Genomic DNA, 14,001 nt, shown 5'->3' on the forward strand with positions numbered 1-14,001 from the left:
AATCAGTGGACAGGCAGTTCAACGCCGTCGAATAGCTCTTCCAGTTCCTGCTTGTTGTGGCACTGGATGGCCTTGGCCATGACTTCGCGGGTCAGGTGCGGTGCGAACTTCTCGATGAAGTCGCACATGAAGCCACGCAGGAAGGTGCCACGACGGAAACCGATTTTGGTGATGCTGGATTCGAACAGATCGCTGGCATCAAGCATGACCAGGTCGCTATCGAGTTTGGCATCGACCGCCATTTTCGCCACGATACCCACGCCCAGACCCAGGCGAACGTAAGTCTTGATCACGTCGGCGTCGGCGGCGGTGAACACCACCTTCGGCGTCAGGCCGCGATGGCTGAACGCTTCGTCGAGTTTCGAACGGCCGGTGAAACCGAACACGTACGTCACGATCGGGTATTCGGCCAGCGCTTCGAGGGTCAGCTTCGACAGCTTGGTCAGCGGATGGCCCTGAGGCACGACCACGCAGCGGTTCCAGCGGTAGCACGGCATCATCACCAAGTCACCGAACAGCTCGAGGGCTTCGGTGGCGATGGCGAAATCGACGGTGCCGTCAGCGGCCATTTCGGCGATCTGCATCGGCGAACCCTGGTGCATATGCAGCGCAACGTCCGGGTATTGCTTGATGAAATTGCTGATCACCGGCGGCAACGCGTAACGCGCCTGGGTGTGGGTAGTGGCGATCGACAGGGTGCCTTTCTTCTCGTTGGAGAATTCCTGGGCGATCTGCTTGATGCTTTCAACCTTGCGCAGGATCTCGCCGGCGGTGGTGATGATGCGCTCGCCGGCCGGGGTGACGCGGGTCAGGTGCTTGCCGCTGCGGGCAAAAACCTCGACGCCCAATTCGTCTTCCAGCAGACGGATCTGCTTGCTGATACCCGGTTGCGAGGTGTAAAGGCTTTGGGCTGTAGCGGAAACGTTGAGGTCGTGGTGCGCCACTTCCCAGATGTAGCGCAGTTGTTGAAGCTTCATATGAATCCCTCAAAGCAGGTAGACGCCACGGGCATCAGCGACGGTATATAACTATATTAATGGTTTGAAGAATAAATCTAGAACTTTTTTATCAAAACGCCACTATTCGTGTTCTGTGCCCTGCCTCGTGAATACGTTTCTCTTTTGACGAGTGGCTGTTGCTGCCAGGCAAGGCGCCGCGACGAGTCATAGCCCGCTATGGCGAGGAGCGGCAACGCAGCATGGCAGAAACAGACGCCGCCAAAAGAGGAACAGTATTTGCGAGGCAGGACACTAGCGGTCTCCCTGGCGACGACGTTCCACCAGCGGCACCAGATAGACCGGCACCCGAGCCAACTGCAACACCCGCGCTGCGGTCCTGCCCAAAGGCGTTTCCGCGCCAGCACCATGGCTATGACTACCTACGATCAACAAATCCACGGAGAGTTTCTGCGCCTGGTCGAGAATCACCTGCGACGGATCGCCCTGAAGCACCCGCACCGCCTGAATCCGGTCCAGATCGTGCGCCCCCTCTTCCCCCAACTCCTCACGAAAACTGTCGAGCACCCGTTGCTCGATACTGGCAATGACGGTGTTCAGGCCCTGGCTGTGAAACTCGTTCAACGCCTGTTCATCGAGGTAACTTTGAAGCACCGATTCGGCAAACAAACCCATCGGCTCAACCGCGTGCACCACATACAAGTCAGCATCGAATGTTCGAGCCAGCTCCAGGGCATGCTGCATCACTAACGGTGCGTACAGACCGAGGTCAGTGGCATACAGCATCGAACGAATCATATGACCTCCTCGAATGCCAACATGGCGGAGATTGATTCAGCTTAGCAGTGCCTTGACGAGTACGACGTCCCGCGTAACGCGTTGAACGGCGGGCTTAAACCTTTTGCTCGTTGCTTATGCCATGGGGCACATGGCCGGTAGCGACCACCTCGCGGGCCAACTCGCAATGGCCGGCCTGATCGTCGAAAAACACGTCGGCGGCAAAGGCTTCGAGGAAAGCGGACTTGGTCAGGCCGCCGAGGAACAACGATTCATCCAGGCGAATGTCCCACTCGCGCAACGTGCGGATTACCCGCTCATGGGCCGGCGCCGAACGCGCCGTGACCAGTGCGGTGCGGATCGGACAGGCGTCCTCCGGGAACTCACGCTGCAACAGATTGAGCGCTGCGAGAAAACCTTTGAACGGCCCGCCGCGCAGGGGCTCGCGGGCACTTTCGCGCTCGCTGGCCTGAAACGCTTCCAGGCCGCCCGCCTGATAAACGCGCTCCGACTCGTCAGAAAACAGCACCGCGTCCCCATCGAAGGCAATGCGCAATTCATCGCTCGCGGCACGGCTGGCACCGCCCGACAGAATGGTCGCCGCTGCGAAACCGGCGTCCAGCGCGCTGCGCACGTCTTCGGCGTGGGTCGACAGAAACAGGTCACAACCAAAGGCCTTGAGATACGGGTACGGGCTGCGCCCGCCGACAAACGCCGCGCGGGAAATCGCCAGCCCGTAATGGTGAATCGAGTTGAACACCCGCAGCCCGGTGTCGGCGCTGTTGCGCGACACCAGGATCACCTCGACCCTGGCGCGGCCGAGACGGGTATTGAGGCTGAGGAGTTTTTCCACCAACGGAAATGCATCACCGGGTTCGAGGATTTCGTCTTCGTGTTCGATCTGATATTGCCGATAAGCCTCGACGCCGCTCGACAGGTAGACCTTGTGGCTTTCGCTCAGGTCGAACAGCGCACGCGAAGAAATCGCCAGCACCAGTTTGTCGTCAATCGTCTTCGCCATGCCCTTCCCCCTCGGGTTGATCGACTCAGGTGTTCCGTCGATCGATAAAACTCAAACTGCGATACAACGCTTCGATTCGCGGCAATTCGCAACTGGCAGCCTTGGCCGCCGCCAGTGGCCGGGCGTAAATCGCTGTGAGTTCCAGCGGCCGCTTGTGCAGAAAATCGTGGTACATGCTCGGCCAGTAGTCCGGCATCTTTTCGGTCATCATGAACAGATAGTCCGCGTAACCGGTCGGCATGTCGTGACCGCAGGCCTTGGCGCCCTGCACCACTTCGGCCATCAAGGCCTTGATCAGTTCCCGGCTGTCGGCATCGGCCATCAACGGCGTCGTGCCCGCGCCAAGCAGTACCGAGAGGCCGTTGTAAGGGATATTCCAGACCAGTTTCTGCCAGCGTGCCTGATGCAGGTTCGGCATGGCCTGGGAGTCGATGCCGGCGCTGCGGAACAACCCGGCGCCCTCCTCGACAATCGCCATGCGCGCCTGTTCATCGGTGGCGGGGCCACTGTGGTAGCCGACGTTCACCGCGCCAAGGGCCTGATGAGTGATCGCTCCCGGGCCGGTGCGATGGACGCAGATCAGGCAGAGCCCGCCGAGCAGGTGCAGGGAATCCGGGAGCAAGGCTCGCAGACTGTCTTCGACGTCCAGGCCGTTTTGCAGCAACAGCACCTTGGCGTTCGGTGCCGCCGCTTGAATGATCGCCGGCGCCAGACCGGCATTGCTGGTGGTCTTCGCACCCACCAGCAGCCAGTCGCAGGGCGGCATGTCTTCGGCCGACGAATAGGCCTGGACCGGATTCAACGTCAGCGCGCCGTGCACCGCGCTGTCGAGTTGCAACCCGCGTTCGGCCACCGCTGAAAACTCGCTGCGCAACAGAAAGTGCACATCGAAACCGGCACGCGCCAGCATCAACCCGTAGAAACCACCGATCGCACCGGTTCCGATAATACCGATGGTCGGCCTGGCAACTGCTCCCGTCATGGCAACTCCTCTGCTGTTCTGGTCAGCGCCTGACCCACGGCCACATTGAGCTCGGTGCTGGTCAGGCGCGATTTTAACGCTCCGAAAAACTCACCGTCGCGCACCACAAACAGCGCCGGCAAATGAAAGACCTGATAACGCTCGACCACTCCGCCATTGTTCCCGGCATCGATCCAGCACAAGCGATCGACCTGCAGGTCGAGCCTTGGCAATTGCTCACGGGCAAACCGGCAGCTGGCGCAGCCGACGCTGGTGAAAATAACCAGCGACACGCCGCTCATCGCCAGCAACCGTTGGTCGGCGTCGAAATCGGTCAATTCCAATTCGACCACTATACTGGGGGAAACAATGTCAGATGGCCGACACATGGAGTCCGTGCTCATGGGACGTTTCATTCCTCATCCTGACGATGTGCCCGTCGAATTAACGTTGCTGAAACCTGAGTGTATTTCACGACAACAGCTGCACACTATCAGCCTCGGGGGCATGGCTTGCAATTACCACCGCGCCTGGCGTCACGGCACGGCGCTGGAAGTTCGCATCCCGACCCTGAACCCCGATTTGCGTTTCCTGGGCTACGTAGCCTGGTGCCTGCGACGCAAACACGGTTATCTGGTGGGCATTGCCTTTGTCGACGAACAGATGATGTTCAGTGCCCGAATGGGCGAACAGGTGTGCCAGATCGAACGTTATTGTCGCCAGCATGACGCCCACGACGACCTGCAGGAAACCCAGGCGCTGGCCCTCGAATGGGTCCAGCAACACGCCGACGAGTTCTCCCACGACACGGTTCGCAGGGCATTTGCGCAGGCGGTGATGGATTAAGGGACCTTATCAATTCGTTGCGAATGCCCCTTAAACCGCTGTCTGCCCATTGTCGAGCCACGGTGTAACGCGCTAAGGTTCCGCTCCCCGACGCGCTTAATTTGCTGTGCTCCGCCGCGCGGGTTCGCTGGCGGCCGGCACCCGTGACCTGACGAGTAAACGATGGCTGATTTACCGATCAACGACCTAAACGTCGCCTCCAACGAGACGCTGATCACTCCCGATCAGCTCAAGCGTGATATCCCTCTGAGCGACGCTGCCCTGCGCACCGTCACCAAGGGTCGCGAAGTCATTCGCAACATCCTGGACGGCACCGACCACCGCCTGTTTGTCGTCATCGGGCCGTGCTCGATCCACGACATCAAGGCTGCCCACGAATACGCCGAGCGCCTGAAGGTACTGGCTGCGGAAGTGTCCGATACCTTGTATCTGGTCATGCGCGTGTATTTCGAGAAGCCACGCACCACCGTCGGCTGGAAAGGCTTGATCAACGACCCGTACCTGGACGACTCCTTCAAGATTCAGGACGGTCTGCACATCGGTCGTCAGTTGCTGCTGGACCTGGCCGAGATGGGCCTGCCGACCGCCACCGAAGCCCTCGACCCGATCTCCCCGCAGTATCTGCAGGACCTGATCAGCTGGTCGGCCATCGGCGCACGCACCACCGAATCCCAGACTCACCGTGAAATGGCGTCCGGCCTGTCTTCGGCCGTCGGCTTCAAGAACGGCACCGACGGCGGCCTGACCGTGGCGATCAACGCCCTGCAATCGGTTTCCAGCCCGCACCGCTTCCTGGGTATCAACCAGGAAGGTGGCGTGTCGATCGTGACCACCAAGGGCAACGCCTACGGCCACGTGGTGCTGCGCGGTGGCAACGGCAAGCCGAACTACGATTCGGTCAGCGTCGCCCTGTGCGAGCAAGCGCTGAACAAGGCGAAGATCAAGCCGAACATCATGGTCGACTGCAGCCACGCCAACTCCAACAAGGACCCGGCACTGCAACCGCTGGTGATGGAGAACGTCGCCAACCAGATCCTCGAAGGCAACCAGTCGATCATCGGCCTGATGGTCGAAAGTCACCTGAACTGGGGCTGCCAGGCGATCCCGAAAGACCTCGCCGACCTGCAATACGGCGTGTCGATCACCGATGCCTGCATCGACTGGTCCGCTACCGAAAACACCTTGCGCAGCATGCATGCCAAGCTCAAGGACGTGCTGCCGAAACGCGTTCGCACCTGATCGGTTTTCAGCGCAAAAAAAAACGCCGGGCTATAAACCCGGCGTTTTTTTTATGCGTTCGTTTTACTGGCTCAGCTTGGCCGCATGCCGCTGATGACGCTCCATGTAGCGCTCCACATAGGAACACGAAGGAATGACGGTGTAGCCCATTTCCTCGGCGTACTCGAGCGCCTTCTCGGTCAAGGCTGCTGCAATGCCGCGACCACGCAATGCATTGGGCACAAAGGTGCGATAGATATCCAGGGTCTGTTTCCCCAGATCCATATAGGTCAGGTAGGCACGATGACCGTCCACATTGGTCTCGAACTGATGACCAGCCTGGTCATGGTGGATGGACAACGCCTCACTCATCACTACTCCTCGCGGGTCTTTGATTCTGACCCCTACCTTACCGATGTTTTTCCGGCGAAGGAACATCTACGCCACCCCGTGCCTGAATGGACACCGAGAAGAACAGCACCGATCTCGCGCAACCGAGCACGTATCAAATAGTAGGCACCATTGGCAGAAATGCTCAAGGTACGCTCGTCATCACGTCAGGTTGGGCAGAGGTGCTGCTCCGGGGTTACGCAGGGGCGGCTCGACCGAAGATCCCGGGTGGTCGATCGCCTGAACATTGCCGGATGTTGAGACTTAAGACGAGCGCCCTTCTTTTAAGTCACCTCAACTAGGAGAAAGATATGAGAGGTGCCACGCAAATCCCGAACAAAAGTGTAGACGAATCCATGTAGACAGACTTTAGCCAAGACCGCGAAAACACTCGCGGTCGCCGGGAACTTTTTCGTGCCAACTCGCTCAGCTCGGGCCTTGCAGCTGGATATTTTTTAATCAAATGCAAGTAAAAGTTGCTCGAAAAAGAATCAACGCCTACAATTTTTTTTGCTTCTTGCTTTACGTCAGTTTACTTACGACAAGTAATGGGTAGTATGTACGCCGGCTATTTCCTCACTCTGAGGAGACAGCTACTTAATAGAAAGTCCTTGAAGGGGAACACGATGAACAACGTTCTGAAATTCTCTGCTCTGGCTCTGGCCGCAGTTCTGGCTACCGGTTGCAGCAGCGTATCGAAAGAAACCGAAGCACGTCTGACCGCTACTGAAGACGCAGCTGCTCGCTCCCAGGCTCGTGCAGACGAAGCTTACCGTAAAGCTGATGAAGCTCTGGCTGCTGCTCAAAAAGCACAACAGACTGCTGACGAAGCTAACGAGCGTGCTCTGCGCATGCTGGACAAAGCTAGCCGCAAGTAATAATCCTTCGGGATTGTTATCAAGCCGACCCATTTTTTGGGTCGGCTTTTTTATGGCCGGTCGTTTTGTACCGCCCATAAAAAAACCCGCCGACGCGGTCAGCGTCGGCGGGTTCCTTTCAAGCATTACTGCAGCGGATCGAGCGGTGCACTCGTCACCATTGGCGCCGAGGAATTCGGCACTCCGATTTCCACCGGCAGACCATCTTCGGCGGCAACCACGTCGCGGACCACATCCCAGTTCATGCGCAGGTTGTTGGTGATGTCCTCACGCTTGAGCATCGCGTTGATCACCGCGGTGTGTTTGTCGACCACAGAAGGGTTGCCCTTGTCGTCCAGCGGCGTGTGCGCTTCCAGATACACCTTGCCGCCACTGACACCGAACTTGTACGGGTCGCTGATAATGCGCACCGACGTACCGACCGGCACCATGCTCGCCATCTCCAACACGTTGTTGTTGAACATGCGGAAGCAACCGTGGCTGGTGCGCATGCCGATGCCGAACTTCTTGTTCGAACCGTGGATCAGGTAACCCGGCGTGCCCAGGTTGAATTTGAACGGCCCCAGCGGGTTGTCCGGGCCGGCCGGCACGACGTTTGGCAACGGATCACCGTCTGCAAGGTGCTCGGCCTTGATCGAGGCTGGAGGCGTCCAGGTCGGGTTCGGCGTCTTGGCCGTGATGGTGGTGTGAGCGATCGGCGAACCCCAACCCTCGCGACCGATACCCAGCGGGAAGGTGTAAACCACATTCCGGCCTTTCGGATAGTAGTAGAGACGGTATTCAGCCAGGTTGATGACGATACCTTCACGCGGTCCCGGCGGCAGGATGAAGCGCGTCGGCAGCACGATTTCGGTACCGGCGCCTGGCAGCCATGCATCGACGCCAGGGTTGGCCGCGACCATTTCCGAGTAACCCAGATCGTAAGTGGTGCCAAGGTCGGCGAAGGTGTCTTCGTACTTGGCCTTGATGACCTGAACCTGGCCGATGATGTCTTCACCGGGCGGTGGCAGGGGCAACTCCAGTGCTGCTACGGGGCCTGCCACACAAAGGGCGGCAAGAGACAGGCAGCGGGTGACGGCAGGAAAGCGCGGCAACATCCGGTAAATCCTTCGCAGGGTCAGGGGATAAAAACGGGATTGTACACCGACGTCCGCAAATTCGGGGAGTTGGCCGATAGCACGCTATCTTTATTGCCTCAAAGCTCGAAGCGCAGCTCAGGCCAGATCGGCGAAGTGCCGCGTTTCTGCGATTCCAGGATCGCCCGGCACAGCGAGCACAGGCGCTGGTCCTGGAACACACGGCGGTCGACGCTCGACCAGCGCGGCTGCGCCGGAAGCAGGCTGCCGCAGAGGGTTCGATCGGCCGAACCACCCAACTCCAGCTGACGGGTCACCAGATGTACCCGCACTTCCTGGCAGGCGAACAGATCCAGCTGTTCGTCAGGCTCGATCAGTTGGTAGGCAAAAAGTGACCAGGCGGGACGCGGCATCGGGGGCTCCAAATCGGGGGCGCCACCTTAGCCGAAACGCCGCCGCTAGAAAAGCGTCAAAGCAGCGGTTTCAGTGTCGGCCAGACATTTTCCAGCAACTTGTCCTGAGCGTCCGCGGCGGGGTGCAAGCCGTCGGCCTGCATCAGGTCTGGACGACCGCCCACGCCATCGAGAAAAAACGGTACGAGGGGGATTTTTTTCTCGTTGGCGACGTTGCTGTACACCTCGGCGAAAGCCTTGGTGTAGCGCGCACCGTAGTTGGGGGGCAGTTGCATGCCGAGCAGCAGCACCTTGGCCCCACTGGCGCGGGAGCTGTCGATCATCGCTGCAAGGTTTTGTTGCAATTGCGTTGGCAGCATTCCGCGCAGGCCGTCGTTGCCGCCCAACTCGAGGATCACCAGCTCCGGCTTATGCTCTGCAAGCAGCGCCGGCAGGCGCGCCTGGCCTCCGGCACTGGTGTCGCCACTGATGGACGCATTGACCACTTTATCGTCGAAACCTTCGCGCTTGAGCCGTTGCTCAAGCAGCGACACCCACCCAACGCGGGTATCCAGTCCGAAACCGGCGCTGATACTATCGCCAACGATCAGGACAGTACCCGCCGCTGCGTTCTGGGCCATGCATAACAAGGCCAGGCCAGCACTCAAAAACCACACACGCATCGGATTCTCCATGGGCGCAAGCATTCTCACCGCGAAGAACCTCAGCAAAGTGGTTCCCAGCGCGGAAGGTGAACTGACTATCCTGCACGAACTCAGCCTGGAACTGAACAAGGGCGACAGCCTGGCCATCGTTGGCGCGTCCGGTTCAGGCAAATCCACCCTCCTCGGCCTGCTCGCCGGCCTCGACTTGCCGAGCAGTGGCGAAGTCACCCTCGCCGGCCAGGGCCTGAGCAATCTCGATGAAGACCAGCGCGCGCGTATTCGCGCCGAACACGTCGGTTTTGTCTTTCAATCATTCCAGTTGCTCGACAGTCTCAACGCGCTTGAAAACGTCATGCTGCCGCTGGAACTCGATGGCCGCAAAGACGCCCGTGAACGTGCCACTCAATTGCTCCAGCGGGTTGGCCTGGGCCAGCGTCTGACTCATTCGCCCCGCCAGCTCTCCGGCGGCGAACAGCAGCGCGTGGCGATTGCCCGTGCGTTTGCCGCCGAACCCGACGTGCTGTTCGCCGACGAACCCACCGGCAACCTCGACAGCCACACCGGCGAGCGCATCAGCGACTTGTTGTTCGAACTCAACCAGGAACGCGGCACGACGTTGGTGCTGGTGACCCACGATGAACGCCTGGCACATCGTTGCCGGCGCCTGATCCGACTTGAAGCCGGCCTGCTGGTCGCCCCCCTGGAGCCTTGATGGCACGCTTGCCGCTGTTGCGCCTGTTCAGTCTCGCCCTCCGCCAATTGCTGCGCGACGCCCGCGCCGGCGAGTTGCGGGTGTTGTTCTTCGCCTTGCTGGTGGCGGTGGCGGCGAGTACCGCCATCGGTTACTTCGGTGCCCGCCTGAACGGCGCCATGATGCTGCGCGCCACCGAATTCCTTGGCGCCGACCTGCTGCTCGAGGGCAGCTCACCGGCGCGGCCCGAACAGATCAAAAGCGGGACGGAGCTGGGCCTCGAACATGCGCAGGTGGTGGAATTCTCCAGTGTCATCGCCACTGACAATGGCATTCAGCTGTCCAGTATCAAAGCCGCCGACGAGGTCTATCCCCTGCGCGGCGAACTGAAAAGCGCCCCCGCCCCCTTTGCACCGGAAGAGTCCGGGGGCGGACCGAAACCCGGTGAGGCCTGGGTCGAGGCACGATTGCTGACCGCACTGGACCTGAAGATCGGCGACAGCATCGACGTCGGCATGCGCACCCTGAAACTGGCGCGAGTGCTGACTTACGAACCGGATCGCGCCGGCAATTTCTACAGCCTGACGCCGCGCGTGCTGATCAACCTCAGCGACCTCGCCGCCACCGGCGTGGTGCAACCCGGCAGCCGCGTCAGTTACCGCGAACTCTGGCGCGGCAAAGCCGAAGCGCTGGAAACCTATCGCCAACTGATCAAACCCGGCCTCGCCGCCAACCAGCGCATCCAGGATGCGCGCGATGGCAACCGGCAGATTGGCGGCGCGCTGGGCAAGGCCGAACGTTACTTGAACATGGCGAGCCTGGTGGCGGTGCTGTTGTCCGGTGTCGCGGTGGCGCTGTCGGCAACACGCTTCGCAACCCGCCGCTTCGATGCCAGCGCGTTATTGCGCTGCCTCGGGCTGTCCCGCCGGGAAACCATGGTCCTGTTCAGTTTGCAGCTGACGGTGCTCGGCCTGTTGGCCAGCATCAGCGGCGCGTTGATTGGCTGGCTGGCGCAGCTGGGCCTGTTCGCGCTGCTGCATGATTTGTTGCCCACCGACGTTCCACCGGGCGGCCTGTTTCCGGCAATCGCCGGGATCGGCACCGGGCTGGTGGCGCTGGCCGGTTTTGCCTTGCCGCCACTGGCCGCATTGGGTCGGGTTCCGCCATTGCGGGTTTTGCGCCGCGACATGCTGCCGATTCCTTCCAGCACCTGGATGGTCTACGGCGCGGCATTGGGCGCTCTCGGGCTGATCATGTGGCGCCTGAGCCTGGACCTGGTGCTGACCTTCGCCCTGCTCGGCGGTGGCGTGATTGCGGCGCTGGTGTTGGGTGGCTTGCTGTTGCTGCTGCTGAAAAGCCTGCGCCGGATGCTCGCGCGTGCTTCGTTGCCGTGGCGCCTCGGGTTGGGTCAATTGCTGCGTCATCCACTGGCGGCGGCAGGCCAATCCCTGGCCTTCGGTTTGATTCTACTGTCCATGGCGTTGATCGCCTTGCTGCGCGGTGAGCTGCTGGACACCTGGCAAAACCAGTTGCCGAAAAACGCGCCGAACTACTTCGCGCTGAACATTCTGCCGGCCGACAAACAGGCCTTCACCGATCGCCTGATCGAACTGTCGGCGCAATCGGCGCCTCTGTACCCGGTGGTGCCGGGACGTTTGATCAGCATCAACGGCGAGCCGGTTCGGGACATCGTCAGCAAAGACTCGGCCGGAGATCGGGCGATCCAGCGCGACCTGAGCCTGACCTGGGCGGCGGACCTGCCCGCAGGTAACAAGCTCACGGCGGGAAACTGGTGGAGCGAACAGCCTGTAGACGACGTTCCCGGCGTGTCAGTAGAAGGCAAAGTCGCCGAAAGCCTGAAGCTCAAGCTGGGCGATCATATGGTGTTTACCGTCGGCGGGGCCAATCGCGAAGCGAAAGTCACCAGCCTGCGGGAGATCAACTGGGACAACTTCCAGCCGAACTTCTTCATGATCTTCCAACCGGGAACATTGAAGGACTTACCGGCGACTTACCTGACCAGCTTCTATCTGGCGGCCGGTCATGATCAGCAGATTGTCGACCTGTCCCGCGCCTTTCCGGCGGTGACCATCCTGCAAGTCGAAGCCTTGCTTGCGCAACTGCGCAGCATCCTCGCCCAGGTCACCCTGGCGGTGGAATACGTGCTGTTGTTCGTGCTGGCAGCGGGGATGGCGGTGCTGTTCTCGGGTCTGCAAGCGACGCTGGATGAACGCATTCGTCAAGGCGCCTTGTTGCGAGCGCTGGGGGCCGAACGACAATTGCTGGTCAAGGCCCGGCGAATCGAGTTCGGTCTGCTCGGCGCGGTCAGCGGACTGCTGGCAGCGCTGGGTTCGGAACTGGTCAGCCTGGTGCTGTACCGTTACGCGTTCGATCTGCCCTGGCACCCACATCCATGGCTGTTGGTACTGCCATTGATCGGTGCCGTGCTGATCGGTGGTGCCGGTGTGTTCGGCACTCGCCGGGCGTTGAACGCCAGCCCCCTGACAGTGTTGCGCGAGGGTTGATAGACTCAAGCCCTCTCCATCACAAGAAGTTGCCATGAGCCGTTATCGCCCTCCCCGCACCGCTGGCACCGCGCTGATCACCCCCGAAGGTGAAGCGCGGATGCGGGCCGAGTTTCATGAGCTCTGGCATGTGCGCCGACCGCAAGTCACGCAATCGGTCAGCGAGGCGGCGGCGCAAGGTGATCGCTCCGAGAACGCCGAATACACCTACGGCAAAAAGATGCTGCGCGAGATCGACAGCCGCGTTCGTTTCCTGACCAAACGCCTGGAAGCACTCAAGGTGGTCAGCGAAAAGCCCAGCGATCCGAACAAGGTCTACTTCGGCGCCTGGGTCACAATCGAGGACGAGGACGGCAAGGAGTCGCGTTACCGCATCGTCGGCCCGGATGAACTGGACTTGAAACTGGGCCTGATCAGTATCGACTCACCCTTGGCACGCGCCCTGATCGGCAAGGCGCTGGACGCTGAAGTTCGCGTCCAGACACCGACTGGCGAGCAGTGCGTGTACATCGTGGCGATTGAATACCCCTAGGCCTTAACGGCGGGTGATCAACCCTTGGCGGGCAACGCGTGTCAGCTGCTTGATCACTTCCGGCGCTTCTTCGAGGCTGGGCGACTGAATCACTGCCAGGTCGAAACTGTCGCTGGCAAATCGGGCCAGCGATTCACCGTCTTCGACAAACTGGATCAGGAACGCTGCGGGCCCACCGGTACGACGTGGCCAGCCATCCAGATAACGCAAGAGCGTCGGCTGGTGTTTGCCGCCAAGCAGGATTTTTGGATTGCGCTGGGTGAGGTGTGCCGTGATCGGCGCGGGGCGTACAACGGGGTTTAGTGCATTCATTGTGTCGTGTCTCTGCCTCAAAAGTCTGCATGGCAGGTGAGAGGCAACACCGAACCAGCGCTTTAGCGGTATTTCGAAGCCTGTTTCAAGCTTCTATCGGCAACTGAATGAGTCACCTGGCGCCCCGCAAGTAGCTGTTTAAATCGGCGCATGAGCAGCATCCTAGAGAAGCTGACTGGACAGTGTCAAGAATGACGCACAACAAAAAAGGCCCGCGCAATGCGGGCCTTTTCGTTGAGCCAGAGCGGTCAGCCAGCGATGGCGCGGTCGGCCGACAGTTTGCCGGCGCCTTCGATCAGCACCGCGATGCTGCCACCGAGCAGGGCCAGGGCGAATTCATAACCGTTGTTGGCCATGAACAATCCGTTAGGAAGGTGTACCGAGAAAATCGCCACCAGCGAGAGGAAGGTCAGGCCGAGGGCTGCCGGACGGACCAGCAAGCCGATGATCAAGGCCAGACCGCCGAAGAACTCGGTACCGCCCGCCAGCGTCGCCATCAGGTAGCCCGGCGCCAGGCCGATACTCTCCATGTACTGCGCGGTGCCGGCCAGGCCGTAACCACCGAACGCCCCGAAGAGTTTCTGCGCGCCGTGGGCTGCGAAGATGATACCGACGAAGATCCGCAAAACAGTCAGGCCGTAGCCAGCGCGGGTAAACAGTACCTTGTTGATCAGTGAGCTCATGCTGTGTCATCCATTGTGAGTTTGTGTGTTGGTTGGCCGCTATATTAATCAGTAAATCGAATGTTAAAAGCGCAATAT

17 protein-coding genes are annotated in these 14,001 nt (G+C 60.2%); 6 read left to right on the forward strand and 11 right to left on the reverse strand.

Annotated elements, in window-relative coordinates; genetic code table 11:
• Window positions 1-2: 2 nt before the first annotated feature.
• From cysB to J2Y86_RS07775, 5 genes are all read right to left on the reverse strand, one after another.
• The gene (cysB, locus tag J2Y86_RS07755) at window positions 3-977 is read right to left on the reverse strand and encodes an HTH-type transcriptional regulator CysB (protein WP_008148549.1); all 975 of its coding nucleotides are present in this window, start codon (window positions 975-977) and stop codon (window positions 3-5) included.
• Window positions 978-1,250: 273 nt separating this feature from the next.
• Window positions 1,251-1,754, reverse strand: coding sequence for a universal stress protein (locus tag J2Y86_RS07760; protein ID WP_253429359.1), 504 nt, complete (start codon window positions 1,752-1,754; stop codon window positions 1,251-1,253).
• Between the two features lie 94 nt (window positions 1,755-1,848).
• The gene (locus J2Y86_RS07765) at window positions 1,849-2,754 is read right to left on the reverse strand and encodes a 5'-nucleotidase (RefSeq protein ID WP_017339807.1); all 906 of its coding nucleotides are present in this window, start codon (window positions 2,752-2,754) and stop codon (window positions 1,849-1,851) included.
• Window positions 2,755-2,779: 25 nt separating this feature from the next.
• Window positions 2,780-3,736: a putative 2-dehydropantoate 2-reductase gene (locus tag J2Y86_RS07770; RefSeq protein ID WP_253429361.1), complete on the reverse strand. Its 957-nt coding sequence runs from the start codon at window positions 3,734-3,736 to the stop codon at window positions 2,780-2,782.
• Window positions 3,733-4,119: a thioredoxin family protein gene (locus J2Y86_RS07775; RefSeq protein ID WP_253440163.1), complete on the reverse strand. Its 387-nt coding sequence runs from the start codon at window positions 4,117-4,119 to the stop codon at window positions 3,733-3,735. Before J2Y86_RS07775 ends, J2Y86_RS07770 begins: the two co-directional genes overlap by 4 nt.
• Between J2Y86_RS07775 and J2Y86_RS07780 the strand changes: the two genes are divergently transcribed.
• Window positions 4,118-4,561 carry a PilZ domain-containing protein gene (locus J2Y86_RS07780; RefSeq protein WP_253429363.1) on the forward strand — a complete coding sequence of 148 codons (444 nt, stop codon included), beginning with the start codon at window positions 4,118-4,120 and terminating at the stop codon, window positions 4,559-4,561. The two genes, J2Y86_RS07775 and J2Y86_RS07780, sit on opposite strands and share 2 nt — an antisense overlap.
• 162 nt (window positions 4,562-4,723) lie before the next feature.
• A complete protein-coding gene (locus tag J2Y86_RS07785) occupies window positions 4,724-5,800 on the forward strand; it encodes a 3-deoxy-7-phosphoheptulonate synthase (protein ID WP_253429365.1) in 1,077 nt (358 codons plus the stop codon).
• Between the two features lie 63 nt (window positions 5,801-5,863).
• Here the strand turns inward: J2Y86_RS07785 and J2Y86_RS07790 are convergent, their stop codons facing one another.
• Entirely contained in the window at window positions 5,864-6,151 is a 288-nt protein-coding gene (locus tag J2Y86_RS07790; protein ID WP_008057026.1) for a GNAT family N-acetyltransferase, read from the reverse strand.
• A gap of 644 nt (window positions 6,152-6,795) precedes the next feature.
• On the opposite strand from J2Y86_RS07790, the gene oprI reads away from it, so the two are divergent.
• Window positions 6,796-7,047: an outer membrane lipoprotei OprI gene (gene oprI / locus J2Y86_RS07795; RefSeq protein WP_002553018.1), complete on the forward strand. Its 252-nt coding sequence runs from the start codon at window positions 6,796-6,798 to the stop codon at window positions 7,045-7,047.
• Window positions 7,048-7,172: 125 nt separating this feature from the next.
• Here oprI and J2Y86_RS07800 read toward each other — a convergent pair whose 3' ends face one another.
• From J2Y86_RS07800 to J2Y86_RS07810, 3 genes are all read right to left on the reverse strand, one after another.
• Entirely contained in the window at window positions 7,173-8,144 is a 972-nt protein-coding gene (locus J2Y86_RS07800) for a L,D-transpeptidase family protein (RefSeq protein ID WP_253429367.1), read from the reverse strand.
• Window positions 8,145-8,242: 98 nt separating this feature from the next.
• Window positions 8,243-8,536, reverse strand: a complete 294-nt coding sequence (locus tag J2Y86_RS07805) for a hypothetical protein (protein ID WP_003226812.1) — start codon at window positions 8,534-8,536, stop codon at window positions 8,243-8,245.
• 56 nt (window positions 8,537-8,592) lie between these two features.
• Entirely contained in the window at window positions 8,593-9,198 is a 606-nt protein-coding gene (locus tag J2Y86_RS07810) for an arylesterase (RefSeq protein ID WP_253429369.1), read from the reverse strand.
• Between the two features lie 10 nt (window positions 9,199-9,208).
• Between J2Y86_RS07810 and J2Y86_RS07815 the strand changes: the two genes are divergently transcribed.
• From J2Y86_RS07815 to greB, 3 genes are read left to right on the forward strand one after another with little or no spacing between them, the layout of a single operon-like run.
• A complete protein-coding gene (locus tag J2Y86_RS07815; protein WP_109633656.1) occupies window positions 9,209-9,892 on the forward strand; it encodes an ABC transporter ATP-binding protein in 684 nt (227 codons plus the stop codon).
• Window positions 9,892-12,396: an ABC transporter permease gene (locus J2Y86_RS07820; RefSeq protein WP_253429371.1), complete on the forward strand. Its 2,505-nt coding sequence runs from the start codon at window positions 9,892-9,894 to the stop codon at window positions 12,394-12,396. The genes J2Y86_RS07815 and J2Y86_RS07820 overlap by 1 nt, the downstream gene beginning before the upstream one ends.
• Window positions 12,397-12,430: 34 nt before the next feature.
• Window positions 12,431-12,928: a transcription elongation factor GreB gene (greB, locus tag J2Y86_RS07825; protein WP_017339816.1), complete on the forward strand. Its 498-nt coding sequence runs from the start codon at window positions 12,431-12,433 to the stop codon at window positions 12,926-12,928.
• A gap of 3 nt (window positions 12,929-12,931) precedes the next feature.
• Here the strand turns inward: greB and J2Y86_RS07830 are convergent, their stop codons facing one another.
• Together J2Y86_RS07830 and J2Y86_RS07835 are read right to left on the reverse strand one after the other, a co-directional pair.
• Window positions 12,932-13,240 carry a class I SAM-dependent methyltransferase gene (locus J2Y86_RS07830; protein WP_214377324.1) on the reverse strand — a complete coding sequence of 103 codons (309 nt, stop codon included), beginning with the start codon at window positions 13,238-13,240 and terminating at the stop codon, window positions 12,932-12,934.
• Window positions 13,241-13,488: 248 nt separating this feature from the next.
• Window positions 13,489-13,923 carry a DoxX family protein gene (locus tag J2Y86_RS07835; RefSeq protein ID WP_253429373.1) on the reverse strand — a complete coding sequence of 145 codons (435 nt, stop codon included), beginning with the start codon at window positions 13,921-13,923 and terminating at the stop codon, window positions 13,489-13,491.
• Window positions 13,924-14,001: the final 78 nt, after the last annotated feature.

The sequence above is a fragment of the Pseudomonas migulae genome (assembly GCF_024169315.1).
Lineage (GTDB): Bacteria > Pseudomonadota > Gammaproteobacteria > Pseudomonadales > Pseudomonadaceae > Aquipseudomonas > Aquipseudomonas migulae_B.